This is a genomic window from Enterococcus sp. AZ035, assembly GCF_050548325.1.
GTDB classification, from domain to species: Bacteria; Bacillota; Bacilli; order Lactobacillales; family Enterococcaceae; genus Enterococcus; species Enterococcus faecalis.
In genome coordinates this window covers 2,624,992-2,650,269 of sequence record NZ_CP172958.1, presented here as the reverse complement: position 1 = coordinate 2,650,269, position 25,278 = coordinate 2,624,992, and the positions used below count along the sequence as shown (strand labels likewise).

The window sequence follows — 25,278 nt, the reverse complement described above, 5'->3', positions numbered from 1 at the left end:
GCCCGAGCCTTGAAATAGGAGGCTCAGGCATTTTTTATTGATGGTCTTTTTAGGGTTGTTGTGCTATAATGATAAAGAAAAGAGAGATATGCTTCCAACATATCTCTCTGATGTAGAGCCGTTTAAGACGGTGACCAATTTTATTATTTAAAAATAACCGTGCTTGGTCAAAGTAGACGGTTATTTTTTCTTGTCATTTTTAAGCAATTTCACAATCAGCGCAATCAAAGCAATGGTAAACATACCAAACCCAAGAATTGTCTGAATTGTTTCATATGCTGACAAAAGGCCTCTCCTTTCTGTGAATTTCGGAAATACGTGCATACGCATCACCTCTCTTTCAGATTGGATAGCCACCGCCATAACTTCTCTACACATACATTATACCATGTGGGGCTAAAAAATAATTAGTTTTCAATATATTTTTTTAGGTAAGTGTGCTATAATAGCAATGAAAAGAGAGGTTTAAGACGGTGACCTTTTGGATTATTTAAAAATAACCGTACTTGGTCAAAGTAGACGGTTATTTTTTCTTGTCTTCTTTAACAGCTTTTAGGATTCCGAAGATTAACGTTGCGATTCTTGTTGCAAAGCGCATGTTCCTGTGCGCTTGCCGCCGCCATAACTTCTCTACGCTTAGAGTATACTATGTAAAACAAAAAATAATTAGTTTCCAATATATTTTTTAGGCAATTGTACTATAATGGTAATGAAAAGAGAGCTATGCGCTAACATACCTCTCTGATGTAGAGCCGTTACTAACGGTGACAAAAATTAATATTTTTGAAATGACCGTCTAACTAGGCAAAGTTAAGCAGCGCCCCTTTCATTAAGGGGCGCTGCTTTTTAGTCGTTATTGCGATTGTTCAGTGTCTTTTGTAGAGAGGTTCATTTGTTCTTTGATGGCATTTTCGACACGTTGGCGTTCACTCTCTTCCACAAGTTGATAAGAAATACCTTCAATCCCTGTCACGCCATCGCCAGTGTAATCGTAGCCTTTTAATTGATCGGTTTCAATCGTTTTTAGTGCGGGGGTGTATTTTTTTAGCATTGCCATCATTTGGTCAAAGGATAAGTCGGTTTCGCCATGTTCGCCGATTACGTCCAGAATTTCTTGATATTTTAGCAAGCTGTTAAAAGAAAGTAGCTTGTTGGTTAATTCGATTAAAACTTCTCGTTGGCGGCGTTGACGACCATAGTCGCCTTCGGGGTCTTCGTAACGCATGCGCGCGTATTGTAAAGCTTCCCAGCCACCTAAATGCTGTTTGCCTTTCGGATAATGAATCCCTTCAGCGTCAAAAGCAAAGGCATTGTCAACAGTGACGCCGCCCACCGCATCGCCAAGGTCCTTCATAGCATCCATATCAATTGAAAAGTAATGATTGATTGGGATGTGCAAGACATTTTCAACCGTTTTAATTTGCATATCGGCACCACCGAAAACGTGGGCCGCATTGATTTTATTGTATTCGCCATTGGTGCCAGCCATTTCCACATAGTAGTCGCGCGGGATGCTGGTGATGGTAGTTTTTTGTAATTGATTATTCACTGTAACCACCATTAAGGCGTTGGAGCGGTAATCGGTTTTGCGTTTTGAGTCATTCGCAATTCCCATAATTAAGAAACTAACCGGCTCACCTTTGGCTAAATCGGGGCTCTTCGTGGAAGATTTTCTTGGTTTATACATGGTGTTCGCCGTTTTTTGCAAATTGCGATACATGCTGACGCCGTAAGCCGAAACAGAAAGTGTGCCTAAAAATAAAAGGGTTAAACTAAAGACCACGAATAAACTTTTTCTTTTACGAGAATGGCGGCACCGGCGTTGTGTCGGTACTTCTGCTTCCTCTGGTTCAGGTGCCGGCAAATAACGTTGAACAATTTGAAATGAAAAGTTGATCCAGCTATAACTTAGGAGCATCCCAGCGATGACATCACTAGGATAATGAACGCGTAAGATTAAACGACCTAACACAATCAAAACTAAATAAGTGAGTAAGAAAATTTTGATGCCTTTGGTTTTTTCGACATGAAGATAGGCCAAAATAATCAAAATCGTACAGACTAGTGCCATTGCTAATAATGAATGTCCGCTGGGAAAGCTAGCAGAGCTCCGGTCAGCTAAAGCGCCTAGGTTTGGTCGAGCCCGACCCACCACATGTTTAAAAACGCTCCCTAAAAAGCCGACAGCTAATAGGTTACTGACAGCCCACAAGGCTAGAATTTTTTCTTTTTTGCGTAAAAGGTATACCATCAATAATAAGAAGAATAGCAGCATTGGTCCAATCGTGGCTGTTTTTGCTAACAGATTGACCGCTGTTAAAAGTGGGGCATTTAATTGCCATTTGATGTGATAGATAGCTTCGTCCATTTGTTGAAACCAATTTGGACTAGCCGCCACTAACAAAGTGAGGAAAGTAAAACAAAGCGTTGTTAGGGCATAAAGTGGAAATTTTTTATTCGATGTTTGCATGAGAATCCCTTTCTTTTTCCCTTGAAAGAGTAGACTAAGCCAGCATCGATCGTAAATAAGCGCTTGTGACTAAACAGGACACAGCAAGCCAATCGGTTCTCATCGTCTGAGCTTTAGCACTATCCAACGTAAAGATTTCTCTTAGCTATTTTTAGAAGAGCCTTAATTCGACCATTCCTGTTTTACACATTGGTGTCTTTCGACATTTCTGCGCAATAGCCTATGTTTGGATAGGAGCCTCACCTAACAAGGTTATTTTATCTAACGCTAGAAGTATAGAATTTATGCAGCGGTTCTCACAATGAAGTTTAAGAAAATTTATTGTTTTTTAAATAAATTTAAAGGTGTGGGGGAAAAGCGTTATTTCGAGAAATTTATTTTAAAAACGGAAAAACGTTTTACAGTATCAGTCTTTAACGATATAATAAAAGAATAGATGAAAAAACGAGGAGGTGAACAGCATGCTAGTTAATTTTACAGTCAAAAATCTTCTATCTTTTAAAGAGGAACAAACACTTTCCCTACAAACAGGTGCGTATTTACGAAAGTATGTCAATAATCGTTTCGAAGTGAAACCTAAAAATTACCCAGAAAAACTAAGGTTACTGAAGAGTGCCATTGTTTTTGGGGGAAATGGTTCAGGAAAATCAAATTTAGTGAGTGGGTTAAATGCATTAAAAACATTAGTTTTAAGAGAACAAGCTTCGATTAATGATGCTTTATTATATGAACCTTTTGCGTTAGACCCTCTCACTAAACAGAGCCCATCTGTTATGACCATTGAATTTATTAATGACAGTGTCTTGTATCGCTATTCGTTAGCTAACACAGCGCGCGAAGTAGTTAAGGAATCTTTAGAGATTTATGACAAAACGCAGGATGATTTTGTTTATTATTTTAAAAGAGACGGTGCGGAATCTTCCGTTTTTCCAGAAAAATATCAAGAATACCAAACACAAATTAAGTCTAATTCGTTAGTTATCCATACGTTGGAATCAAAAAATGATCAGCACGCTACGAATGTCGTTCGTTGGTTTGCCAATCAGTTAGTTATTTTTGATGGGTCTTTACGGAATATTGAACGGCTGAGCAATGAAAAAGACAAAGAGAAATTCTTGAACTTTTTGAAACTTGCGGATATGAACATGGTTGACCTGGTTCCTGTGAAAGACAAAGAGGAAGATTACTCGAAACAAGAAAAATTAGCCGCTGTTTTAGAACGAATTATCCAAGAAAAAGACCCGACCATTGAAATTGGTCGAGTCAAGAAAAGTCTGTATTCGCTGTACTCTGTTTATAACCAATATGATGAAATGAATCAAGTGGTCGGACAAGAACGTATTCATTATGATTTGGAATCTTCTGGGACGAAAAAATTAATTGGCTTAGCGCTAAATATTTTATTTAATCCAGAAGAAAAAGTTTTTGTTTTTGATGAATTTGATGATGCATTTCATCAAGAGTTGTCAGGAACATTGTTAGAAGCGTTCAATGCCATGGAGACGAATACACAATTTATCTTGACCTCCCATGAACTTCATTTGATGGATAATCAATTGAGAAAGGATCAAATTTACTTCACAGATAAGAATTATCGTGGCGCCAGCGAATTATACGCTTTGTATGACTTTGAAGCAGACCCAAAAAAAGGTCGCGGAGATATCACATATTATCGCCGTTATTTAAATGGTCTGTTCGGTGGTGTTCCTCATATTGATCGAAGTGAAATCGTTCAGGCAGTGAAGGTAAAGGAGTAGAAGTTGGTATGCCAAAAATAAAAAGGGTAAAAAAAGGAAAGAAATTAAAACCAAATGTCATGATTTTTTGCGAAGGAGAAACAGAAGAAGCTTACCTTAGATTGATTAAACGAAAATATTCTGCAGTCAATATTAAAAGTAAACTCAAAGTAAAAACATGTAGACGTCAAGGAGAGGCGTTGGTCGAATACGCCGTTTCCTGTATTCGGAGTATGGGAAAAGCGGAGCGGGATAATTATGATTTGTTTTATGTTATGTATGACAAGGACGAACAAACCACAGAATCGATTGAAAACGCGGTAAGATGTGCACAACGACATCGTCCTGAAATCAAGACAATTTTTTCAAATGAATGCTTTGAACTCTGGTTACTACTTCACTTTGAGGAAGTCAATCGATACATGACTAGAGAAAATTTATATGGGAGATTAGAGAAAGTTCTGCATTTAAAAGACAGTTATCGAAATTTTAAAGGCGCAGAAGTATGTAAGTATCTTGAAGAAAAAGTAGCTATTGCTTTTCAGAATACGAATAAAAACTGGTTGTCTCCTTTAGAAGAAATGAAAATCAATGAAAATCCCTATACGAATTTCCCCAAAGAATTGTGCGAAATGTTAGCACAAAAAGAAGTTGATTTTTAAAGAGCAAGAAAGCATCTGTTTAAATTTAGACAGGTGCTTTCTTGCTTTTTTCTAAACTTCCCCACTTATCCTCGACGCCATTCACCAATCTGGTCCAAACTAATTTCTCCAGAAGACAATGTTTTGGCCGTGCCATCAGGCAACTGGACAATCAATTCCCCATTTCCATTAATGGTTGTCGCAACGCCGCGGAAGTCTTGCCCGTTTTGGGTAAAAGCGACGTCTTTGCCAATCACAAAGGAGCGTTGCCGGTATTCTTCTAAAAAGTCTTTCGTTGAACGTTCGTCTAAAATTTGGTAAAAATGATTCCAAATGTTGGCGACTAATTCATTTCGCGTCGCCGTCGGTTCACCATCTGGGAAAAGGGAAGTCACTTTCTGCCGAATGTCCTCAGGGAATTCGGTTTCTGTAATTGAAAAATTAATCCCCATGCCGATGATAACATTAGAAATCTGCCCTGTTTCCACATTGCTCATGGCTTCAGACAAAATCCCGCAAACTTTTTTGCCATTTAAATAAAGATCGTTGACCCATTTAATTTCTGTGTGAACGCCTGCCAGAGCATCCATTGCTCGAGCGACCGCTACGGCCATAATCACAGTATATTGAGCGATTTCTTCAAAATTTTGGTTCGGTTGAAGCACCATGCTCATGTAAATCCCTTTACCTGGCGTAGCGAAAAACGGCCGGCCGAACCTGCCCCGAGGCATTTCTTGCATGTCAGCAACAATCAAAGTATTGTCGGGCGTCTGGTCTAAAATCGCCCGCTTAGCATCGGTCATGGTAGATTCAGATGTTTCTAGGACGGTAATTGTTAAAGGCGGTGTTTGTGGCCATAATGCCAACTGAATGCCTTCTGCAGAAAGGACATCTGATTTTTCAAGGCGATACCCTTTGTTTTGCACGCTAGTAATTTGATAGCCATCTTTTTTCAATTCATTAATCGCTTTCCAAATAGCTGTGCGAGATAAGGACAGACGTTGTGCCATCTCTTCGCCCGAAAGGAATGCGGGCGTTTGTTTCATCAATAAAGTTAGGACTTGGCTTTTTGTCGACATATTTTTTCCTCCGATTCGTTATGCTTATTGTAGCGGAAAGGAAAAGGCTTGGTCAACTAGTGAAAAAATCCATCTTAGGATGGAGGAAAATGAAGCAGGCGTTTGCTATACTTGTTTTATTGAGAAGGAGTGAGGGGAATGGAAAAGCAACAATATGTTTGTGAGAAATGTGGCAACATGCACTATGTGTCGGACCAATTTCAAGCAACAGGTGGGAACTTTGCGAAAATTTTTGATGTTCAAAATAAAAAATTTATTACAATTAGCTGTACCCAATGCGGCTACACCGAACTTTACCGCAGCCAAACAAGCGGCGGCATGAATGTCCTAGACTTTTTATTAGGTGGCGGTTAGTCAAAAACGAATGCATCTTTGCATTCGTTTTTTTGTGTGAAGAGGAAGATAGGGGAAAATGCGTAATTATTTATTACGCATTTTTTCATTAAAACCCTTTACAAAAAAACTCCTTTTTATGAAAAAGAAAACCTTAAAGAAACCCTTGACTTTTCTAGACAAAGGTAGTAGAATCTATAGAGCAAAAACTATCTGAAAGTGACGAAGCAGGAGCGAAATATTGTCCGTTCCGGTTTTTTATAGGAAAACAAAAGTAGAAACGCCAGAAAATTTTTCGGAAGCATGTTCTATTTTTGGTTTTTTTTTGCTTAAAAACTGCAAAAAATGCTTTTTGTTACATATATTTAATATATGTAACGTAAATGTAATTTTTCGGATCGGTGTTTTGATAGACTTATAACTAGAGGGGTGAAGAGCTTGGCTGGACACGTAGTAAAATACGGAAAGCATCGCGAACGTAGAAGTTTCGCACGTATCAGTGAAGTATTGGAATTACCAAATTTAATTGAAATCCAAACAGACTCTTATCAATGGTTTTTAGATGAGGGACTTCGTGAAATGTTTGAAGACATTTTACCAATTGATGATTTCCAAGGAAACTTATCCTTAGAATTTGTTGACTATGAATTAAAAGAACCAAAGTACACAGTAGAAGAAGCCCGCGCACATGATGCCAACTATTCTGCGCCATTACATGTAACATTACGTTTAACCAACCGTGAAACAGGTGAAATTAAATCCCAAGAAGTATTCTTCGGCGATTTCCCATTAATGACAGAAATGGGTACCTTCATCATCAACGGGGCAGAACGTGTTATCGTTTCCCAATTAGTTCGTTCTCCAGGTGTTTACTTCCATGGAAAAGTGGACAAAAACGGCAAAGAAGGTTTTGGCTCAACAGTCATTCCTAACCGTGGTGCATGGTTAGAAATGGAAACAGATGCGAAAGACATTTCTTATGTTCGGATTGACCGCACACGTAAAATTCCTTTAACTGTGTTAGTTCGTGCTTTAGGTTTCGGTTCAGATGATACCATCTTCGAAATTTTCGGCGACAGCGAAAGCTTACGCAACACAATTGAAAAAGATTTACACAAAAATGCAAGTGATTCTCGTACAGAAGAAGGCTTGAAAGACATTTATGAACGTCTTCGCCCAGGCGAACCAAAAACAGCAGATAGCTCACGTAGCTTGTTAACTGCACGTTTCTTTGATCCAAAACGTTATGATTTGGCAAACGTTGGTCGCTACAAAGTTAACAAAAAATTAGACTTAAAAACACGTCTATTAAACTTAACCTTAGCGGAAACGCTAGTTGATCCAGAAACTGGTGAAATCATTGTCGAAAAAGGCACGGTTTTAACACACCAAATCATGGAAACATTAGGCGAATACATTGACAACGGCTTAAACAGCGTAACTTACTATCCAAGTGAAGATGCTGTAGTAACTGAACCAATGACAATCCAAGTGATTCAAGTTCTTTCACCAAAAGATCCTGAACGTATCGTAAATGTGATTGGTAACGGCTATCCAGACGACAGCGTAAAAACAGTTCGTCCAGCAGATATCGTTGCTTCAATGAGCTACTTCTTCAACTTAATGGAAGATATCGGCAATGTCGATGACATCGACCACTTAGGTAATCGTCGTATCCGTTCAGTAGGTGAATTATTACAAAACCAATTCCGTATTGGCTTAGCCCGTATGGAACGTGTGGTTCGTGAAAGAATGTCTATTCAAGACACAGAAACATTGACACCACAACAATTAATCAACATCCGTCCAGTGGTAGCAAGTATCAAAGAATTCTTTGGTTCTTCACAGTTATCACAGTTCATGGACCAAACAAACCCATTAGGTGAGTTAACCCATAAACGTCGTCTATCAGCCTTAGGGCCTGGTGGTTTGACTCGTGACCGTGCCGGTTATGAAGTTCGTGACGTTCACTACTCTCACTATGGTCGTATGTGTCCAATTGAAACGCCTGAGGGACCAAATATCGGGTTGATCAATAGTTTATCTAGTTACGCAAAAGTGAATAAATTTGGTTTCATCGAAACGCCTTATCGCCGTGTTGATCGTGCGACAGGCCGTGTTACTGATCAAGTAGATTACTTAACAGCAGACATCGAAGACCATTATATCGTAGCGCAAGCGAACTCACTTTTAAATGAAGATGGCACATTTGCCAATGATGTTGTTATGGCGCGTCTACAAAGTGAAAACTTAGAAGTTGCCGTAGACAAAGTTGACTACATGGACGTTTCACCAAAACAAGTAGTCGCAGTCGCAACAGCATGTATTCCTTTCTTAGAAAACGATGACTCCAACCGTGCCTTGATGGGTGCCAACATGCAGCGTCAAGCGGTGCCGTTAATTCAACCACGCTCTCCGTGGGTAGGTACAGGGATGGAATATAAATCAGCCCATGACTCAGGTGCTGCTTTACTATGTAAACATGACGGTGTCGTAGAATTCGTCGATGCAAAAGAAATTCGCGTTCGTCGCGACAATGGCGCATTAGACAAATATATGGTTACTAAATTCCGTCGTTCAAATTCAGGAACAAGCTACAACCAACGCCCAATTGTTCACTTAGGTGAAAAAGTTGAAAAAGGCGATACTTTAGCGGATGGACCTTCTATGGAAGAAGGCGAAATGGCTTTAGGGCAAAACGTCTTAGTTGCCTTCATGACATGGGAAGGTTACAACTACGAGGATGCCATTATCATGAGCCGTCGTTTAGTTAAAGACGATGTTTACACTTCTGTGCATATTGAAGAATATGAATCAGAAGCACGTGATACAAAATTAGGACCTGAAGAAATTACCCGTGAAATTCCAAACGTTGGGGAAGACGCATTGAAAGACTTAGACGAAATGGGGATTATCCGCATTGGTGCTGAAGTTCAAGATGGCGACTTACTAGTTGGTAAAGTCACACCTAAAGGGGTCACAGAATTATCTGCAGAAGAACGTTTATTACACGCAATCTTCGGGGAAAAAGCCCGCGAAGTTCGTGACACGTCTCTCCGTGTACCTCACGGTGGCGGCGGTATCGTTCACGATGTGAAAATCTTTACTCGTGAAGCTGGCGATGAATTATCACCAGGTGTCAACATGTTAGTTCGTGTCTATATCGTTCAAAAACGTAAAATTCACGAAGGAGATAAAATGGCGGGACGTCACGGAAATAAAGGGGTTGTTTCCCGTATTATGCCGGAAGAAGATATGCCATTCTTACCTGACGGAACACCTGTTGATATCATGTTGAACCCATTAGGGGTACCTTCTCGTATGAATATCGGACAAGTACTTGAATTACACTTAGGTATGGCTGCTCGCCAATTAGGCATTCACGTCGCAACACCTGTTTTCGATGGGGCAACCGATGAAGACGTTTGGGAAACTGTTCGTGAAGCTGGTATGGCTAGCGATGCTAAAACAGTTCTTTACGATGGACGTACAGGTGAACCATTTGATAACCGTATTTCCGTTGGTGTCATGTATATGATTAAATTAGCCCACATGGTTGATGACAAATTGCATGCTCGTTCAATCGGACCTTACTCTCTTGTTACGCAACAACCGTTGGGTGGTAAAGCTCAATTCGGTGGACAACGTTTCGGGGAAATGGAAGTTTGGGCACTGGAAGCTTACGGTGCTGCTTACACATTACAAGAAATCTTAACTTACAAATCTGATGACGTTGTCGGACGTGTGAAAACATACGAAGCCATCGTTAAAGGTGAACCAATTCCAAAACCAGGTGTGCCTGAATCATTCCGAGTATTAGTGAAAGAATTACAATCACTTGGTTTAGACATGCGTGTCTTGGACATTGAGGAAGCTGAGATTGAGTTACGCGATATGGACGATGACGATGATGATTTAATCACCGTTGACGCACTAACCAAATTTGCGGAACAACAATCAGCGAAACAGCTGGAAAAAGAAGCAGAATCAGTCGTGAAAGAAGAAGCACAAGACGTTGTTCAAGAAATTGAAACAGCCGAAGACAGAGACTAATTTGTCGCTACCACTCTGATGAGTTGATTCAACTGCGACTTTGTTGCAACTGCGCAAGCCATTACTTGTTCCAAGTGTCGTCAGACCTTCTTTCAAGTGATGCTTGCCATTTGCTAACAAGTTGCTGACTCAGCTTCTCTAAATAAGGAAATGGAGGGAATTCCTTTTGATCGATGTAAATAAATTCGAAAGTATGCAAATAGGGCTTGCTTCACCAGAAAAGATCAGAAGTTGGTCTTATGGGGAAGTTAAAAAACCCGAAACAATTAACTACCGTACATTAAAACCCGAACGTGAAGGGTTATTCTGTGAACGCATTTTTGGTCCAACCAAAGACTGGGAATGTGCTTGTGGTAAATATAAACGTATCCGTTATAAAGGTATTGTCTGTGACCGTTGTGGCGTTGAAGTCACTCGTTCAAAAGTACGTCGTGAACGTATGGGACATATTGAATTAGCCGCACCAGTTTCACATATCTGGTACTTTAAAGGAATTCCATCTCGGATGGGTCTTGTTTTAGACATGAGCCCTCGTGCATTGGAAGAAGTCATTTATTTTGCTTCATACGTTGTCATCGAACCAGGTGACACAACATTAGAGAAAAAACAATTGTTAACGGAACGCGAATATCGTGAAAAACGTGAACAATATGGCCAAGCCTTCAAAGCTGCTATGGGTGCCGAAGCCGTGAAACAATTATTAGATAACGTCGATTTAGATGGCGAAGTTGCGCAATTAAAAGAAGAATTAAAAACAGCTTCTGGTCAAAAACGGACACGTGCCATCCGTCGTTTAGACATCTTAGAAGCCTTCCGTGCTTCTGGTAACCAACCAAGCTGGATGGTAATGGATGTTATCCCAGTTATTCCACCAGATTTACGTCCGATGGTTCAATTGGAAGGTGGTCGTTTTGCAACAAGTGACTTAAACGACTTATACCGCCGTGTTATCAACCGTAACAACCGTCTAAAACGTTTATTAGACTTAAATGCGCCAAGCATCATTGTTCAAAACGAAAAACGGATGTTACAAGAAGCGGTCGATGCTTTAATCGATAATGGTCGTCGTGGCCGTCCAGTTACTGGACCAGGTAACCGTCCATTGAAATCTCTTTCTCACATGTTGAAAGGGAAACAAGGTCGTTTCCGTCAAAACTTACTAGGTAAACGTGTTGACTATTCTGGTCGTTCCGTAATCGTCGTTGGTCCGTTCTTAAAAATGTACCAATGTGGTTTACCAAAAGAAATGGCGATTGAATTATTCAAACCATTTGTAATGCGTGAATTAGTACAACGTGAAATTGCGACAAACATTAAAAATGCGAAACGTAAAATCGAACGTGGCGAAGATGAAGTTTGGGATATCTTAGAAGAAGTTATCCAAGAACACCCAGTTTTACTTAACCGGGCACCTACGTTGCATAGATTAGGAATCCAAGCTTTCGAACCTGTTCTTGTTGAAGGTCGTGCGATTCGTCTTCACCCATTAGTATGTGAAGCCTACAATGCCGATTTCGATGGAGACCAAATGGCGGTTCACGTGCCTCTAAATGAAGAAGCACAAGCAGAAGCTCGTATGTTAATGCTTGCTGCCCAAAATATCTTGAACCCGAAAGATGGTAAACCAGTTGTTACACCATCTCAAGATATGGTCTTAGGTAACTACTACCTAACAATGGAAGAAGAAGGCCGTGAAGGGGAAGGCATGATCTTCCGCGACATGAACGAAGCTGTTTTAGCATGGCAAAATGGCTACGTACATTTACACTCACGGATTGGGGTTCAAACAACACTTTTAGGTGACAAACCATTTACTGATTGGCAAAAAGAACGAATCTTAATCACCACAGTTGGTAAGATCATCTTTAACGAAATCATGCCTGTTGAGTTCCCTTACTTGAACGAACCAACAGACTATAACTTAACTGTTCAAACACCAGATAAATACTTCGTAGAAGCTGGTACAGACATTCCTGCACACATTAAAGAGCAAGAATTAGTTTTACCATTCAAGAAGAAAAATCTTGGAAATATCATTGCTGAAGTCTTCAAGAGATTCCACATTACGGAAACCTCTAAAATGCTTGACCGCATGAAAGACTTAGGTTACAAACACTCAACTTATGCTGGGATGACGGTAGGGATTGCCGATATCATGGTTCTTCATGAAAAACAAGCAATCATTGACGCTGCCCACAAACAAGTTGAAACAATTACTAAACAATTCCGTCGTGGTTTAATTACTGATGACGAACGTTATGAACGTGTAATCGGCGTTTGGAACGGTGCCAAAGACGAAATCCAACAAAAACTGATCGAAAGTATGGAAGCTCGTAACCCAATCTTCATGATGTCTGACTCTGGAGCCCGTGGTAACATCTCCAACTTTACACAGTTAGCTGGTATGCGTGGTTTGATGGCCGCTCCGAATGGACGAATCATGGAATTACCAATCATCTCAAACTTCCGTGAAGGACTTTCTGTCTTAGAAATGTTTATCTCAACTCACGGGGCTCGTAAAGGGATGACCGATACGGCCTTGAAGACAGCCGATTCAGGTTACTTAACACGTCGTTTAGTTGACGTTGCCCAAGACGTAATCATTCGTGAAGACGACTGTGGCACTGACCGTGGTCTTGAAATCGAAGCAATTCGTGAAGGTAATGAAATTATCGAACCATTAGACGAACGTCTATTAGGTCGTTATACACGTAAATCAGTTGTTCATCCAGAAACTGGTGCAATCATCATTGGTGCGGATCAATTAATCACTGAAGATCTTGCCAGAGAAATCGTGGACGCTGGTATTGAAAAAGTAACCATCCGTTCTGTCTTTACATGTAACACAAAACATGGTGTATGTAAGCACTGTTACGGACGTAACTTGGCAACTGGTTCTGACGTTGAAGTCGGAGAAGCAGTTGGTACAATCGCCGCTCAATCTATCGGGGAACCTGGTACACAGTTAACCATGCGTACGTTCCATACTGGTGGGGTTGCCGGTGACGATATCACTCAAGGTTTACCTCGTATCCAAGAAATCTTTGAAGCACGTAATCCGAAAGGACAAGCAGTGATTACAGAAGTAACCGGTGAAGTTATCGATATTTCTGAAGATCCTGCCACACGTCAAAAAGAAGTAACCATCAAAGGAAAAACAGATACACGTACCTATACTGTCCCTTACACTGCACGTATGAAAGTTGCTGAAGGCGACATCATCCACCGTGGTGCACCGTTGACAGAAGGTTCAATTGATCCAAAACAATTATTACAAGTTCGTGATGTTTTATCTGTTGAAAACTACCTATTACGTGAAGTACAACGTGTTTACCGTATGCAAGGGGTAGAAATCGGCGACAAACATATCGAAGTAATGGTTCGTCAAATGTTACGTAAAATCCGCGTAATGGATCCAGGTGACACTGAAATCCTTCCAGGAACATTAATGGACATCGCAGAATTTAAAGACCGTAACTACGACACATTAGTTGCTGGTGGCGTCCCTGCTACTAGTCGTCCAGTCTTACTTGGTATTACCAAAGCGTCATTGGAAACAAACAGCTTCTTATCTGCTGCATCCTTCCAAGAAACAACACGCGTGTTAACAGATGCTGCTATCCGTGGCAAAAAAGATCCATTACTTGGATTGAAAGAAAATGTTATCATTGGTAAAATCATCCCAGCTGGTACTGGTATGGCTCGTTACCGTAACATGGAACCAAAAGAAGTTGGCGTAGCTAGCGAAAACGTTTATAGTATTTCAGACATTGAAGCACAAATGGCTGCTGAAGATGCGATGAAAAACATCAATAAATAAACCCTAAAAAGCCGTAAGGAGCATGCTCCTTGCGGCTTTTTTTTTGCTATAAGCAACTGATTGTGAGTAAGCCCAAACTTAAAAAGGGGACAAAGGGAAGTGTCTGTTCAACTGGATACCCCAAAAATTTACAGCTGTAGCCATAGATTAGGCCATAACTACTGGCAAAAAATAGTAGCATCAGCAACTGAGGTACCTGTAAAAAACAGCCCCACAAACCCAGTAACAAAAGATCCCCTCGCCCCATGGCTTCCGGAAAATAATGTAAGACGGCTCGGAAAAAACAAAAACAAAAAAGACCAGTCAGTAAGTAAAACGAATGCTGACCCGCAATTTTCAGCAAGCAAAGCACAAAAAAACTAGGATAAAGAATCTTCGGTTCAACCACTAAATACCAGTAATCAATCAAGGATAATATGAAAGCGCTCGTCAGCCACCACCAGAGAATCAAAGCATCAATCGTCAGGCCAGCAAAAAAACAACTTGCGGTTAAGCCGCCCATGACAAGTTCTGCTAAAAGATAACTCTTAGCTACTGGCTGTTGACACTTTCGACAACGAAAGCGCTGCAGCAAAATCGAAACAACTGGAATTAATTCATAGAGATGTAGAGGCTGGTGGCAACCTTGACAGTGGGAAGGGGGCCACCACAAAGAACGCCCTACTGGTAAGCGCTCCGCCACTAAGCATAAAAAAGAACCGAAACAGGCACCAATCAAAAAGAGACTTAAGAAAAACATAGGTTACCTCCTTAAAAATAAACTACGCTTTTTTTAAACTTTTTCGTTTGACTAGACAAATCTTTTTTTGTTAGGAATAATAAAAGAAACAAGAAATGAGGGAATCAAATGGAAAAATTAGCGATTGGTGTCGACGTTGGCACTACGCAAGCCAAAGCAGTGGCTTTTCAAGCAAATGGCACAGTCGTAGCTTCTAGCTATGTGCGTTATCCATTAATTCAAGAGACTGAAGGAATGGCGGAGCAAGACCCAGAAACGCTGTTCCAAGCTGTGGTGAACTGTATTCGAACCGTCACACAACAAGTGAAGAATCAACCAATTGGGCTCATTTCTTTTGCTTCAGCGATGCATGGCTTAATTGCCATGGATGCGCAAGGACGCCCATTGACCCAAGTGATTACTTGGGCTGACACACGAGCATCTGATTATGCGGAAGCGTTAAAAGAAACGCCAGCGGCCCAATTATTTTATCAATTGACAGGCATGCCAGTTCATCCAATGGCGCCTTTGTACAAGATTCGCTGGCTGCAGGAAAATCAGCCAGCCGTTGCGCAGAGCGCGGCCAAGTTTATTGGGATTAAGGACTACATTTTTTACCGTTTCTTTGGCGAATACTGGACAGATTATAGTAGTGCTTCGGGGATGGGTTTATTTAATATTCACACGCGGCAATGGGAATCGTCGATTTTAGCGTATTTATCTATTGAGGAGGAACAGTTGCCAAAAGTTGCCCCGTCAACGTTCATTTTTCCAGCATTAGCGCCTTCTTGGCAAGAGATGCTTGGTGTTGAGGAGGAAACGGTTTTAGTTCTTGGTGGCGCGGATGGCCCGTTGTCTAATTTAGGTTTGGGAGCGCTAGGAATGGGTGTAGCGACTTTGACCGTTGGTACGAGCGGCGCACTTCGGTATATTGTCGAAGAACCTTTTTTGCATCCGCAAGGTGAAACATTTTGTTTTGCTCTAGATGAACAGCACTGGGTGATTGGTGGCGCAAGTAGTAATGGTGCAGTTGCGTTAGATTGGGCGAGCCAAACGATTTTTGCAGAAGAACGTCAGCAAGCTATCCAAAACGGGACCAATCTCTATGACCCAATTATGGCCAAAATTGCAACCGTGCCAGCTGGGGCAAATGGCTTACTGTTTCATCCTTATTTGCTTGGTGAACGAGCACCGCTGTGGAATGCAGAGGCGAGCGCAAGTTTTATTGGCTTGCGCAAAAATCACCATGCTGGACATTTAGCTCGAGCGGTGGTGGAAGGCATCTGTTTCAATTTAAAAACCATTTTAGAAGATTTGAAACAACTCGGTGGACCCGTTCAGGAGATTCGGGCGACAGGCGGCTTTGCTGATTCCCCTGTGTTCCGTCAAATTATGGCTGATGTGCTGGGAGAAACGTTATCGTTCACTGATAGCACCGAAGCTTCGGCATTAGGCGCTGTTTTGCTAGGTTGGCAAGGCTTAGGGCAGTTACCAAATTTACAAGCAGCGGCGCAACAGGTGCTGATTCATGAAACGGTCACGCCACGAGCGGATCAATTGCTAGTTTATCAAGAACTGTATCCTGTTTTTCAAGAAACCCAACAAGTTTTAGCACAAAGTTATCAAAAATTAGCAGAATTCCGCAAATAATTGATAGTAAATAGCTTTGACAAATGGCTGAGAAGTTGCTTAACTAGAAGAGAGACGAAGACTTGAGGAAATGAGGATGAGGAATGAAGAAGCAGCTACTATCACTATTTCTGTTATTCATTGGGGCGTTAGCAAGCTGCAGTGCACCGTCTCGTTCCGGCGAAAAAGCAGCGCAACAGTTGGTAGATTACTTTATTTATCAAGAAAAGCCAGCGACATTCTCTCAAACTTTTCGTGAACCGAAAGTCTTAGCGGAGCATTTGCAGACGAGCCGTCAACAGTTCCAGAAGCAATTTTTCAATAGCTTAAAAGAAATGAACGCTGAAGTCACCGAGACTGAAGCCCAGAAGCTTAGCGCAGAATTACTGGCTCAAGTGAAGAAAAAAGCGTCATATCACCTAGTAGCCACGAAAGAATTGAATGGGCAAGCGACAATCACTTTTCAGATTAAGGGCTTAGATTTTGTGACGGCGATTGAAGATACAACCACTGCTCTTCTTCAGCAAACGCAACAGGCAACACAAGCGCTAGACATGCAGCACACGTTAGCCGTTTTAAAAAAAGAAATCCAACAAATCAATGTCAGCCATGAGCCAGTTGAACTGCCATTAACGGTTAAGCAAGTAGAAGGACAATGGTACTTGCCGGCAGCGGAGCAACTGAGACTGAATCAGTTTTTTTTAGCTTTCGTCACAGGAAAAGAAGATACTGACCAGTTGACAGAGGCACTCGACACGATCCTTACTCAAGCGGAACAAAAAGTCGTCACTGCGGATGAAAAAACAGCGATTTCAGGAAATTAATTAGATTCTTAATTGTAATTATTATAATTTGATAATAATTTTAAAAAAGAAAGGTTTTCAGTGTACTTTTTTCACAATTCATATTACACTAAGAGTGTAGAAATAATATTTAGGAGGATGACAAAGAATGAAATTTGAAAAAACAAAAGAAATTTTGAACCAACTCGTTGCAGATTTAAGCCAATTTTCCGTGGTAATTCATCAAACACATTGGTATATGCGTGGACCTGAATTTTTAACACTTCACCCACAAATGGATGAATACATGGATCAAATCAATGAGCAATTAGATGTTGTTTCAGAACGTTTAATCACATTGGACGGCTCTCCATTCTCAACATTGCGTGAATTCGCAGAAAATACAAAAATTGAAGATGAAATTGGTAACTGGGACCGCACCATTCCAGAACGTATGGAAAAATTAGTAGCAGGCTACCGTTACTTAGCAGACCTTTACGCAAAAGGAATCGAAGTTTCTGGTGAAGAAGGCGACGACTGCACACAAGACATTTTCATCGCAAACAAAACAGACATCGAAAAAAATATTTGGATGTTACAAGCCAAACTTGGCAAAGCGCCTGGTATTGACGCATAATTTAAAACAACTCCCAAAGCCGCTGACGTTGACGTTGGCGGTTTTTTTCTGTTTAAAAGGCACAAAAAAATAAGTGAAAATCTATTTTCTGAAAGCGCAGAAAAACATTGACTTTATCAGTGATTGAAGGTAAAATATTAAATGGTATTGTTTGCCCCACAATGAGCCCCGGAAACTCAAGTGTATGTCAAACATCGAAAACAAAATTGGAGGAAAGAAACGTGCGTACAACATATATGGCCAAAGCTGGCGAAGTAGAACGTAAATGGTACGTAGTAGATGCAACAGATGTTCCTTTAGGACGTCTATCAGCAGTTGTTGCTTCTGTACTACGTGGTAAAAATAAACCAACATTCACACCACATGTGGATACTGGAGATTTCGTAATCGTAATTAACGCTGATAAAGTAAAATTAACAGGTAAAAAAGCTACAGACAAAATTTACTACCGTCACTCAATGTATCCTGGAGGATTAAAATCAGTGACAGCTGGTGAATTACGCGACAAAAACTCTCGCCGTCTTATCGAAACTTCTGTAAAAGGTATGCTACCTAAAAACACTTTAGGACGTAAACAATTTACTAAATTGAACGTATACGGTGGAGCTGAGCATCCACATGCTGCACAACAACCAGAAGTATTAGATATCACGAACTTAATTTAAGGAGGGAAATTCATTGGCACAAGTACAATATAGCGGCACAGGCCGTCGTAAAAATGCAGTTGCCCGCGTACGCTTAGTACCAGGTACTGGTAAAATTACTGTAAACAAAAAAGACGTAGAAGAATATATTCCACATGCTGACTTGCGTGAAGTTATCAACCAACCATTTGGCGTAACTGAAACAAAAGGCGCTTACGATGTAATCGTAAACGTAAACGGTGGTGGCTATGCTGGACAATCAGGAGCTATCCGTCACGGAATCGCTCGTGCATTGTTACAAGTAGATCCTGACTTCCGTTCTGCTTTAAAACGCGCTGGGTTACTTACTCGTGACGCACGTATGGTTGAACGTAAAAAACCAGGTCTTAAGAAAGCCCGTAAAGCTTCACAGTTCTCAAAACGTTAATTATTTGGAGTCGTTGCGAACATGTTCGCTTACGAAAACAATCAGGGACGAAGATTTCCTTGGAAATCGAGTGCCACTCAATTATCATTTTGAAAGACACTTTCTCGTTGCGAGAAAGTGTCTTTTTTTTGTTGTAGTAATTACAGTGTTATTTCTGCTATAGACCAGTATACAAGTCTTATAGACTGATTACACACTTATCTTTATTACCAATAAAATGACTGATCCTGATTTCAAAATTATACGCCTCCTAAAAACGCACTTATGCAAGGATAAATTTCTTTTTAGTTAATTTTCTAATTTTGTTCACCTACCTATTTTTCTGTTTAACTTTCCTTAACAACGAATATATCCTCAATCCTCACATGGAAAAATTTAGCAATCCTAAAAGCTAATAATAAAGAAGGATTATAGCGGTTTTTTTCTAATTGAAGAATGGTTTGTCTCGAAACACCGACCTTTTCTGCAAGTTCTTGTTGAGTCATGCGATGAATTGCTCTATATACATGGATAGAACTGACGAAATTTGCTTTTTCTACTTTACTCATAAATACACTCCTTTTTTATAAAATGCATGTCTATACGAACAACACTATAAAAATAGTTTACTATACGATGTTTATATAGACAACGGTTGAAAAGGAGAAAATGACTATGAGTCAAGAAAAAACATCGGTTAAAGTAGAAATATTGATTAATGACTTACTAGCTGAAAGAAATATGTCTCTGAGAGAACTAGCGAGATTGTCAGGTATTGAACCATCTAATCTCAGTAATCTTGCGAATGGCAAACGAAAAAGAATCTATTTGGAACACATTGAACGTATTGCAGATGCTTTGGAGATTGATGATATATCCAAGGTTATGAAATTACGAAGACTTGACTAAAAAATATAGATTATATTAATATATTTACTTATAGCTTTGTATTAAATGAGAAGAGTAGCAAGCTGTTTTTCTTACTTCCAAGGTATATTAAAGAATATGGTAAAATATTATTGAAACGTTTAATGAAATAGGATTGTTGCTTTTTCACTCTATTTTTGGTACTATGATGGTGCGAAACGATAGTCGCTTTATCAATATTACACAAAAACCACTCTACGGCGAATAGAGTGGTTTTTCTTTACATTCATTGCGACGACGAATGTGTGAGTTAGAAGGCAACCTGCTTTTAGTCATTGTCGTTCTCATCTAACCAGTGAGAAAAAAGTTTAATAACAATACCTACAAATATAGGCGCAATGACTAACGATAGAAGCTCATCCAATATTACACCCCCCCTTAGGGGCAAGTTGCCGAGATTAGTATAGCATAGAGAAAGATGAAAGAAAATGAGAACATCACCACCCCCATCGTCTTTTGACATCCTTTTCGAGCTTTTCTTTGGGGATAATTTCTGTATTTAGTTGTTTGATAAATTTTTTTGTATCGTGGTTGGAATATATATTTCCTTCTGAAAACATAGAAATACGTTTTTGTTCTTTTTCAAAAAATGTCAACTGGTTTAGGCAGTCTACATAATTATTTATCCTCTCTTTTTCAGATTTTATTTTTTGATAGGAATTATTGCTGCTATGTTCTATGTAACCTCGATTCTTAATGATTGATGTTTTAATTAATTCATTTTCTCTATTAGAATATTTGTAATTATTTACTAAAAACTGTAAATCTTTTAAATTTACTGCTCTAGGCTCTAAGTATGTTTGTAAATCTTTGTCCGTATAAGAGTTGATATTTATAACTATTTGAGTAAATCCTAATATTAAAGCATAGTTCTCTAGTTGAATAATGAATTTTTTATAGAAATTATAGAAATCATCAAAGTGAAAATTTTCACTTTTTTTATATAAATCAAAATCTGTTATCTCAAATGTTAATCCATATAAAGTAGTATTGATTCGCATATTTCCTGAAAAAGAAAACTTTTTGAAATATCCTTTGGAATAAATATTCAAGCATTGTTTTGACGAATAAGGATGATACTTGCATGAAATATGAAGGTTTTTAGAAAGTAAAGATTCTAATAGATCCAAATTTTCATGATTAAAACCTTTATTAGGTAGGAATGCTTGTAAGCACTCTTCACGGGTATATATTGTTCCAAATTCATCAAAAGATACGTCAAAATATTCTAACAACTCAGTTAATACATTAACGGAAATATCATGAAATTCATTGTTTTTAATCTTACTAATAGCTTGCCGAGATATTGCAGTTTCTTTTGCTAGTTTGTGGTTACTAATATTTCTTTCTAGCATTAAATCTTTCAGTCTATTTTTATACATATTCATCACCTCAAAATGAGTTTAGCAAAAGAAGAAAAAAATTAAAACTGTAACTTAAGTAGGCAAACTGTAAAATGAATCAAATTTTTAGTTGATGTTATAAGGTTTCTGTTCAATGAAAATATGATAAACTATATTTTATAGGGAAAGTACACAATAAAATATATAATGATATAGAAAGTTGTTACAAACGAAGTACTATGAGCTATTCCAGTAGCAGTTTTGATGTAGATAGATTAGGAGGGGGAAAATGTCAAGGTTGAATAGAATTCAAAATGAAATCAAACAACTAGAGGGAGGAAAATTTCAAAAATTATGTGATAGTTATCTTTATCGTAAAAGAAGTTGGGGAAATATCGTATCTCTAGGTTCTATGGAGGGGACTGATAAGACAACAAAAGGAATACCTGATACATACTTCTTTGATAATCAAATTAATAGATACGTTTTAGTTATGTATGGTACGAGAGCAGACTCTACAGCTAAGTTAGAGATAGATATTAAAGAAGCAATTGAAAAAACAAAAATTAGCAAAAAAGATATTCAAGAAATAATTTGTTGTCACACCTCTTCTAATTTAACTGTAGCAAAAGATAAAGAGCTCAGAGAGTTGGCTGGTTCAATAGAGCTAACTCTCATTGGTATAGACACATTATCCCACGACCTTCTTCAGTTTAAATATCAAGATATTACAAAGGAATTTCTTGGAATAATAGAATCAACGGAGCAAGTTTGGAATATAGAACAATTTATTTCCGTTCATGATAAAAGTAAAACTAATGCTCCTCTAAATACCTCTTATATTGATGAAACACAAACAATTGAAGAATTGATAGAAGGCCTAAATGATTATCAGATTCTTTTACTATCCGGAGTATCTGGAACGGGAAAAACGAAGCTAGCTATTGAGATATGCAAAAGATTGCCTTTAAATAGTAATGTGATTTGTGTTAAAAGCAATAGTATGCCTGTTTATCAAGATGTTAAGGATGCATTAGATAGCAATAAAGTAAATTACTTATTTTTAGATGATGCCAATACGATCACTAATTTCGATGCAATTGTTAATTTGTTGAGATTAGAAGAGTATGAACAGAAGTTGAAAATTATTATTACTGTAAGAGACTATGCACTTTCAGGAATTATTAATCAGTTAAAGTCTTTTAAAACAAAAATACAAAAAGTGACTTTAATGAGTGATAAACAGATTGAGTTACTAATCAACAGTATAAATAAAGTTTCTACTAGTAACTTGAGAAAAATAATGAAATTATCTCATAATAATCCTAGAATAGCAGTAATTGCAGCTATTATGACGAAAGAAAAAAAGTATGAATTTATTGATAATGAAAAAGAGGTATTAGGTAGTTATTATAATCAAATTATCAAAGAAAATTCTCTTTCTCCAAATGAGAAAATCAGTTTGTTTATTTTGAGTTTTAAACATAAGTTGAATTTGACTGATAAAGAATCTTTGGGAGAATTGCTGAAATTTTTTAAAATAGATTTTGATAGCTTTTTACTTGCAATAAGGCAATTACACGATAAAGAGTTATGTGACATATTTCAAGATAAAGCGGCTAAGATCAGTGACCAAAGTTTGTCTGATTTTGTGATAATAGATTTTATTGCAGATAACAAAGTTTTTAAAGTAAGAGACTTTTTCATCAGTTTGTTCCCTGAAAATGCAAAAGAGATTGTTGAGATGCTTGTACTTGTTAATAATTTTAAATCCTCAAATGACTGGATAGATTACTTAACAGCTGAGATAAAGTATGTCTATAATGAAGGTATTATAGATGTGGATAAAGAACGTTTTCTAACACAATACGGGGTATTAATACCTATTGAAGCACTTGCCTACGTTAACGAGAAGATACAATCTGCTAACCCTAGTGAGTATCAAATATCTCAAAAAGAATTTGAAGAGAAAAAAAGAAATAATCGAGTCGATGATCCGATTATTGAGATTCTTTGTTCATTGTCAAGCGGTGAAAGATTTAATGATGCTGGTATACTTCTTATGGAATACTTAAGAAGGAGACAGGATAAAGTTTATGAAGTTTTTTCAGCGATCAAATCGAATTTTGATATTGAAGAGGATCGGAATTCTTATCTAGAAAAAAGATTTTGTATTTTTGAAATTTTCTCAAAACAAGAAACTATTAATGAGTTGACAGCATTGCTAATTGTTAATATTGCTGAAAAATTTTTAGAGTTTTCTGGGGAAAAGTTAATTTCTTATGGTCAAGCAGGGGGCTTTAGGCACTACAGATTAGTTGATGGAGATTACCTAATTGAACTTCATACAAAAATATTTTATATGCTCTTTGAAATTTTTAATTTGGAATATGTAGAAGTTAATAACCATATAGATAAACTATTATTTAATTATCCAGTCTATGAAGTGGAGAACTGTTTTTTAGAAACAGTTAGTTCGGATTTAAAATGTATAGAAAATCTTTTTTTTAAAGATTTGAGTAAGCCAGGTGTTAGACAAGAAGCGATAGTATTCAAATTGAATTCAGAAGCAAAGAAGCTAAAACTGAAATCTCAGCCATTCTTTGAATATGAACCATCAATTAGGCAAAAAATTTATGAGATATTTTCATCTAATGGGCTAGATTATATGGCAGAGGAATTTGACTATGAAAAGATTCAAAAATTAAGAATAAAAAATCTTAGTGAAGTTTTTGACGAACATTCTAATGACTGGTTATGGTTGTTTAATGTACTTGCGGAATACCAGTCAGATGAATTACTAAATAAATATGAGTTGGAAGAATCACTACTTTTATTGTACTTAAAATTGAACTTAGAAGATAAAGTGAAAATGTTAACAGTTCTATTGAATAGTGATTTCGTTCTCTCGTATTACAACTTTAACTTTTACATGGAAAAGTTATCATTTGAAGAAGGTAAAAATATTTTAAGTAGCATTGAAAAAGAACTTGATGAAAGATGGTATCTTTCCAATCTGTTAACATGTAAAAGTATTAATAAAGATAGGATACAAGAGCTTATCTTATTTTTAAAGGAACTTAAAAATTATGAGAAAATAAATACTTTTAATATTTTATCTTTTGAAAATTATATTGAAAAAGATAGAGCTATTTTAGATGTTTTAAGGAATAAGCTTGGAGAAGGAAAAATATTGGGACGATTTTTCATACCTGATTATGTTTTTGAAGATATTGCAAAAAGAATTATAAATATAGTGGGCTACAAAGATTTAAAAGAAATATATTTAGATATTTTAGGTAGTGAAGAAGTTGATAAATCAGGAGAAATTTTCAAGAGTTTATTAGAAGAGCAAGATATTAATTTTATTTATTTATTTCTTGTGAAACTAAATGCTTTAAGAGGAAGTTTAAGTTTTGCCAAATATGATGCTCAATTAGAGCGCATATGGACATCCGAAGTTGCAGAGGATGGGATTAGAAAGTATTTAGACTTTTTAATCCGAGAAAATCGTGTGATTTATGTTGGAGTAGACCCATATTTGGAAGGAATATTCAAAGCAAATACTGAACGTGCTTTAGAGTTTGTAAAAGCAGAAGTGCTTGATACTGAGGATGAGAATAGATTGGTTAATTTGTACAATCTGTCTCTTGAAATATTTGATGATGAGGTATTACTACAGTTATTCGAATTGCTCAAAGATAAAGATATTGACGCTCCTTTTGTTGAAAAATTATATTTAACCATGCGTACACATAGTTGGACAGGTAGTTTAGTTCCTTTATTGGATAAAGAAATTAATTTCTTGAATAGCTTGCTTGATATTTTTGAAGGTATAAAATATATTTCACATGCTTTAGTTATTACAACAAGGATAGATTCACTTAGAAAACAAAAAGAAAAAGAACTTCTGTCGGACTATTTGAGATAAATATATAGGTATGATACTCTTTAAATCTCTGTTTTAGTTACTAAAAATGAACGATAAAAACGTGAAATATATCTTCTGATTTTTATTTTATTATTGTTCTGATTCACGCATATTTTTGGGTACGTCTTG

At 37.9% G+C, this 25,278-nt stretch carries 19 protein-coding genes and 1 riboswitch; of the genes, 12 read left to right on the top strand and 7 right to left on the bottom strand.

Annotated elements, in window-relative coordinates; all coding sequences use genetic code 11:
• Window positions 1-180: 180 nt before the first annotated feature.
• Entirely contained in the window at window positions 181-324 is a 144-nt protein-coding gene (gene pepG1 / locus IGL32_RS12685) for a type I toxin-antitoxin system toxin PepG1 (protein WP_277813408.1), read from the bottom strand.
• 529 nt (window positions 325-853) lie between these two features.
• Window positions 854-2,470, bottom strand: coding sequence for a phosphatase PAP2/LCP family protein (locus IGL32_RS12680; protein ID WP_156210172.1), 1,617 nt, complete (start codon window positions 2,468-2,470; stop codon window positions 854-856).
• 91 nt (window positions 2,471-2,561) lie between these two features.
• Window positions 2,562-2,728: riboswitch (M-box (ykoK) riboswitch) on the bottom strand.
• A gap of 203 nt (window positions 2,729-2,931) precedes the next feature.
• Here IGL32_RS12680 and IGL32_RS12675 point away from each other — a divergent pair.
• Entirely contained in the window at window positions 2,932-4,227 is a 1,296-nt protein-coding gene (locus tag IGL32_RS12675) for an AAA family ATPase (protein WP_002379013.1), read from the top strand.
• A gap of 8 nt (window positions 4,228-4,235) precedes the next feature.
• Window positions 4,236-4,868, top strand: coding sequence for an RloB family protein (locus IGL32_RS12670; protein WP_002358972.1), 633 nt, complete (start codon window positions 4,236-4,238; stop codon window positions 4,866-4,868).
• A 65-nt stretch (window positions 4,869-4,933) separates the two neighbouring features.
• On the opposite strand, the gene IGL32_RS12665 is transcribed toward IGL32_RS12670, so the two are convergent.
• On the bottom strand, window positions 4,934-5,926 hold the full coding sequence (locus IGL32_RS12665) for a biotin--[acetyl-CoA-carboxylase] ligase (protein ID WP_002358973.1): 993 nt from the start codon (window positions 5,924-5,926) through the stop codon (window positions 4,934-4,936).
• Between the two features lie 138 nt (window positions 5,927-6,064).
• On the opposite strand from IGL32_RS12665, the gene IGL32_RS12660 reads away from it, so the two are divergent.
• From IGL32_RS12660 to rpoC, 3 genes are all read left to right on the top strand, one after another.
• Window positions 6,065-6,280 (top strand): zinc ribbon domain-containing protein, encoded by a 216-nt coding sequence (locus IGL32_RS12660; protein WP_002354768.1) that lies wholly within the window; start codon window positions 6,065-6,067, stop codon window positions 6,278-6,280.
• 417 nt (window positions 6,281-6,697) lie between these two features.
• Entirely contained in the window at window positions 6,698-10,312 is a 3,615-nt protein-coding gene (rpoB, locus tag IGL32_RS12655; RefSeq protein ID WP_002389470.1) for a DNA-directed RNA polymerase subunit beta, read from the top strand.
• A 166-nt stretch (window positions 10,313-10,478) separates the two neighbouring features.
• Complete coding sequence (rpoC, locus tag IGL32_RS12650; RefSeq protein WP_002354777.1) at window positions 10,479-14,132, top strand: DNA-directed RNA polymerase subunit beta'; 3,654 nt, start codon at window positions 10,479-10,481, stop codon at window positions 14,130-14,132.
• Window positions 14,133-14,178: 46 nt separating this feature from the next.
• On the opposite strand, the gene IGL32_RS12645 is transcribed toward rpoC, so the two are convergent.
• Window positions 14,179-14,871 (bottom strand): prepilin peptidase, encoded by a 693-nt coding sequence (locus tag IGL32_RS12645; protein ID WP_002354778.1) that lies wholly within the window; start codon window positions 14,869-14,871, stop codon window positions 14,179-14,181.
• 108 nt (window positions 14,872-14,979) lie between these two features.
• On the opposite strand from IGL32_RS12645, the gene IGL32_RS12640 reads away from it, so the two are divergent.
• The 5 genes from IGL32_RS12640 to rpsI all read left to right on the top strand — a co-directional run bounded on the left by IGL32_RS12640 (window position 14,980) and on the right by rpsI (window position 18,969).
• Window positions 14,980-16,500, top strand: a complete 1,521-nt coding sequence (locus tag IGL32_RS12640; protein ID WP_002396789.1) for a gluconokinase — start codon at window positions 14,980-14,982, stop codon at window positions 16,498-16,500.
• 83 nt (window positions 16,501-16,583) lie between these two features.
• The gene (locus IGL32_RS12635; protein ID WP_156210173.1) at window positions 16,584-17,303 is read left to right on the top strand and encodes a DUF5105 domain-containing protein; all 720 of its coding nucleotides are present in this window, start codon (window positions 16,584-16,586) and stop codon (window positions 17,301-17,303) included.
• 127 nt (window positions 17,304-17,430) lie between these two features.
• Complete coding sequence (locus IGL32_RS12630) at window positions 17,431-17,898, top strand: Dps family protein (RefSeq protein ID WP_002354782.1); 468 nt, start codon at window positions 17,431-17,433, stop codon at window positions 17,896-17,898.
• A 236-nt stretch (window positions 17,899-18,134) separates the two neighbouring features.
• Window positions 18,135-18,563, top strand: coding sequence for a 50S ribosomal protein L13 (gene rplM / locus IGL32_RS12625; RefSeq protein WP_048670019.1), 429 nt, complete (start codon window positions 18,135-18,137; stop codon window positions 18,561-18,563).
• Between the two features lie 13 nt (window positions 18,564-18,576).
• Window positions 18,577-18,969, top strand: a complete 393-nt coding sequence (gene rpsI, locus IGL32_RS12620) for a 30S ribosomal protein S9 (protein WP_002354786.1) — start codon at window positions 18,577-18,579, stop codon at window positions 18,967-18,969.
• Between the two features lie 326 nt (window positions 18,970-19,295).
• Here the strand turns inward: rpsI and IGL32_RS12615 are convergent, their stop codons facing one another.
• Window positions 19,296-19,517, bottom strand: coding sequence for a helix-turn-helix transcriptional regulator (locus IGL32_RS12615; RefSeq protein ID WP_086318123.1), 222 nt, complete (start codon window positions 19,515-19,517; stop codon window positions 19,296-19,298).
• A 100-nt stretch (window positions 19,518-19,617) separates the two neighbouring features.
• Between IGL32_RS12615 and IGL32_RS12610 the strand changes: the two genes are divergently transcribed.
• Window positions 19,618-19,857 (top strand): helix-turn-helix domain-containing protein, encoded by a 240-nt coding sequence (locus tag IGL32_RS12610; protein WP_414736195.1) that lies wholly within the window; start codon window positions 19,618-19,620, stop codon window positions 19,855-19,857.
• Between the two features lie 286 nt (window positions 19,858-20,143).
• On the opposite strand, the gene IGL32_RS12605 is transcribed toward IGL32_RS12610, so the two are convergent.
• Both IGL32_RS12605 and IGL32_RS12600 read right to left on the bottom strand, forming a co-directional pair.
• Entirely contained in the window at window positions 20,144-20,338 is a 195-nt protein-coding gene (locus IGL32_RS12605; protein ID WP_430600052.1) for a type I toxin-antitoxin system Fst family toxin, read from the bottom strand.
• Window positions 20,313-21,257 carry a helix-turn-helix domain-containing protein gene (locus IGL32_RS12600; protein WP_010820350.1) on the bottom strand — a complete coding sequence of 315 codons (945 nt, stop codon included), beginning with the start codon at window positions 21,255-21,257 and terminating at the stop codon, window positions 20,313-20,315. The genes IGL32_RS12605 and IGL32_RS12600 overlap by 26 nt, the downstream gene beginning before the upstream one ends.
• Window positions 21,258-21,507: 250 nt before the next feature.
• Here IGL32_RS12600 and IGL32_RS12595 point away from each other — a divergent pair, with 250 nt between their 5' ends.
• Window positions 21,508-25,149 carry a hypothetical protein gene (locus IGL32_RS12595; RefSeq protein WP_010820349.1) on the top strand — a complete coding sequence of 1,214 codons (3,642 nt, stop codon included), beginning with the start codon at window positions 21,508-21,510 and terminating at the stop codon, window positions 25,147-25,149.
• Window positions 25,150-25,278: the final 129 nt, after the last annotated feature.

Bases quoted from the DNA above. Each gene is read 5' to 3' on its own strand.
- pepG1 (WP_277813408.1), bottom strand. From the start codon at position 324: ATGCACGTATTTCCGAAATTCACAGAAAGGAGAGGCCTTTTGTCAGCA.
- IGL32_RS12680 (WP_156210172.1), bottom strand. From the start codon at position 2,470: ATGCAAACATCGAATAAAAAATTTCCACTTTATGCCCTAACAACGCTT.
- IGL32_RS12675 (WP_002379013.1), top strand. From the start codon at position 2,932: ATGCTAGTTAATTTTACAGTCAAAAATCTTCTATCTTTTAAAGAGGAA.
- IGL32_RS12670 (WP_002358972.1), top strand. From the start codon at position 4,236: ATGCCAAAAATAAAAAGGGTAAAAAAAGGAAAGAAATTAAAACCAAAT.
- IGL32_RS12665 (WP_002358973.1), bottom strand. From the start codon at position 5,926: ATGTCGACAAAAAGCCAAGTCCTAACTTTATTGATGAAACAAACGCCC.
- IGL32_RS12660 (WP_002354768.1), top strand. From the start codon at position 6,065: ATGGAAAAGCAACAATATGTTTGTGAGAAATGTGGCAACATGCACTAT.
- IGL32_RS12645 (WP_002354778.1), bottom strand. From the start codon at position 14,871: ATGTTTTTCTTAAGTCTCTTTTTGATTGGTGCCTGTTTCGGTTCTTTT.
- IGL32_RS12640 (WP_002396789.1), top strand. From the start codon at position 14,980: ATGGAAAAATTAGCGATTGGTGTCGACGTTGGCACTACGCAAGCCAAA.
- IGL32_RS12635 (WP_156210173.1), top strand. From the start codon at position 16,584: ATGAAGAAGCAGCTACTATCACTATTTCTGTTATTCATTGGGGCGTTA.
- IGL32_RS12630 (WP_002354782.1), top strand. From the start codon at position 17,431: ATGAAATTTGAAAAAACAAAAGAAATTTTGAACCAACTCGTTGCAGAT.
- rplM (WP_048670019.1), top strand. From the start codon at position 18,135: ATGGCCAAAGCTGGCGAAGTAGAACGTAAATGGTACGTAGTAGATGCA.
- IGL32_RS12615 (WP_086318123.1), bottom strand. From the start codon at position 19,517: ATGAGTAAAGTAGAAAAAGCAAATTTCGTCAGTTCTATCCATGTATAT.
- IGL32_RS12610 (WP_414736195.1), top strand. From the start codon at position 19,618: ATGACTATGAGTCAAGAAAAAACATCGGTTAAAGTAGAAATATTGATT.
- IGL32_RS12605 (WP_430600052.1), bottom strand. From the start codon at position 20,338: ATGTCAAAAGACGATGGGGGTGGTGATGTTCTCATTTTCTTTCATCTT.
- IGL32_RS12600 (WP_010820350.1), bottom strand. From the start codon at position 21,257: ATGTATAAAAATAGACTGAAAGATTTAATGCTAGAAAGAAATATTAGT.
- IGL32_RS12595 (WP_010820349.1), top strand. From the start codon at position 21,508: ATGTCAAGGTTGAATAGAATTCAAAATGAAATCAAACAACTAGAGGGA.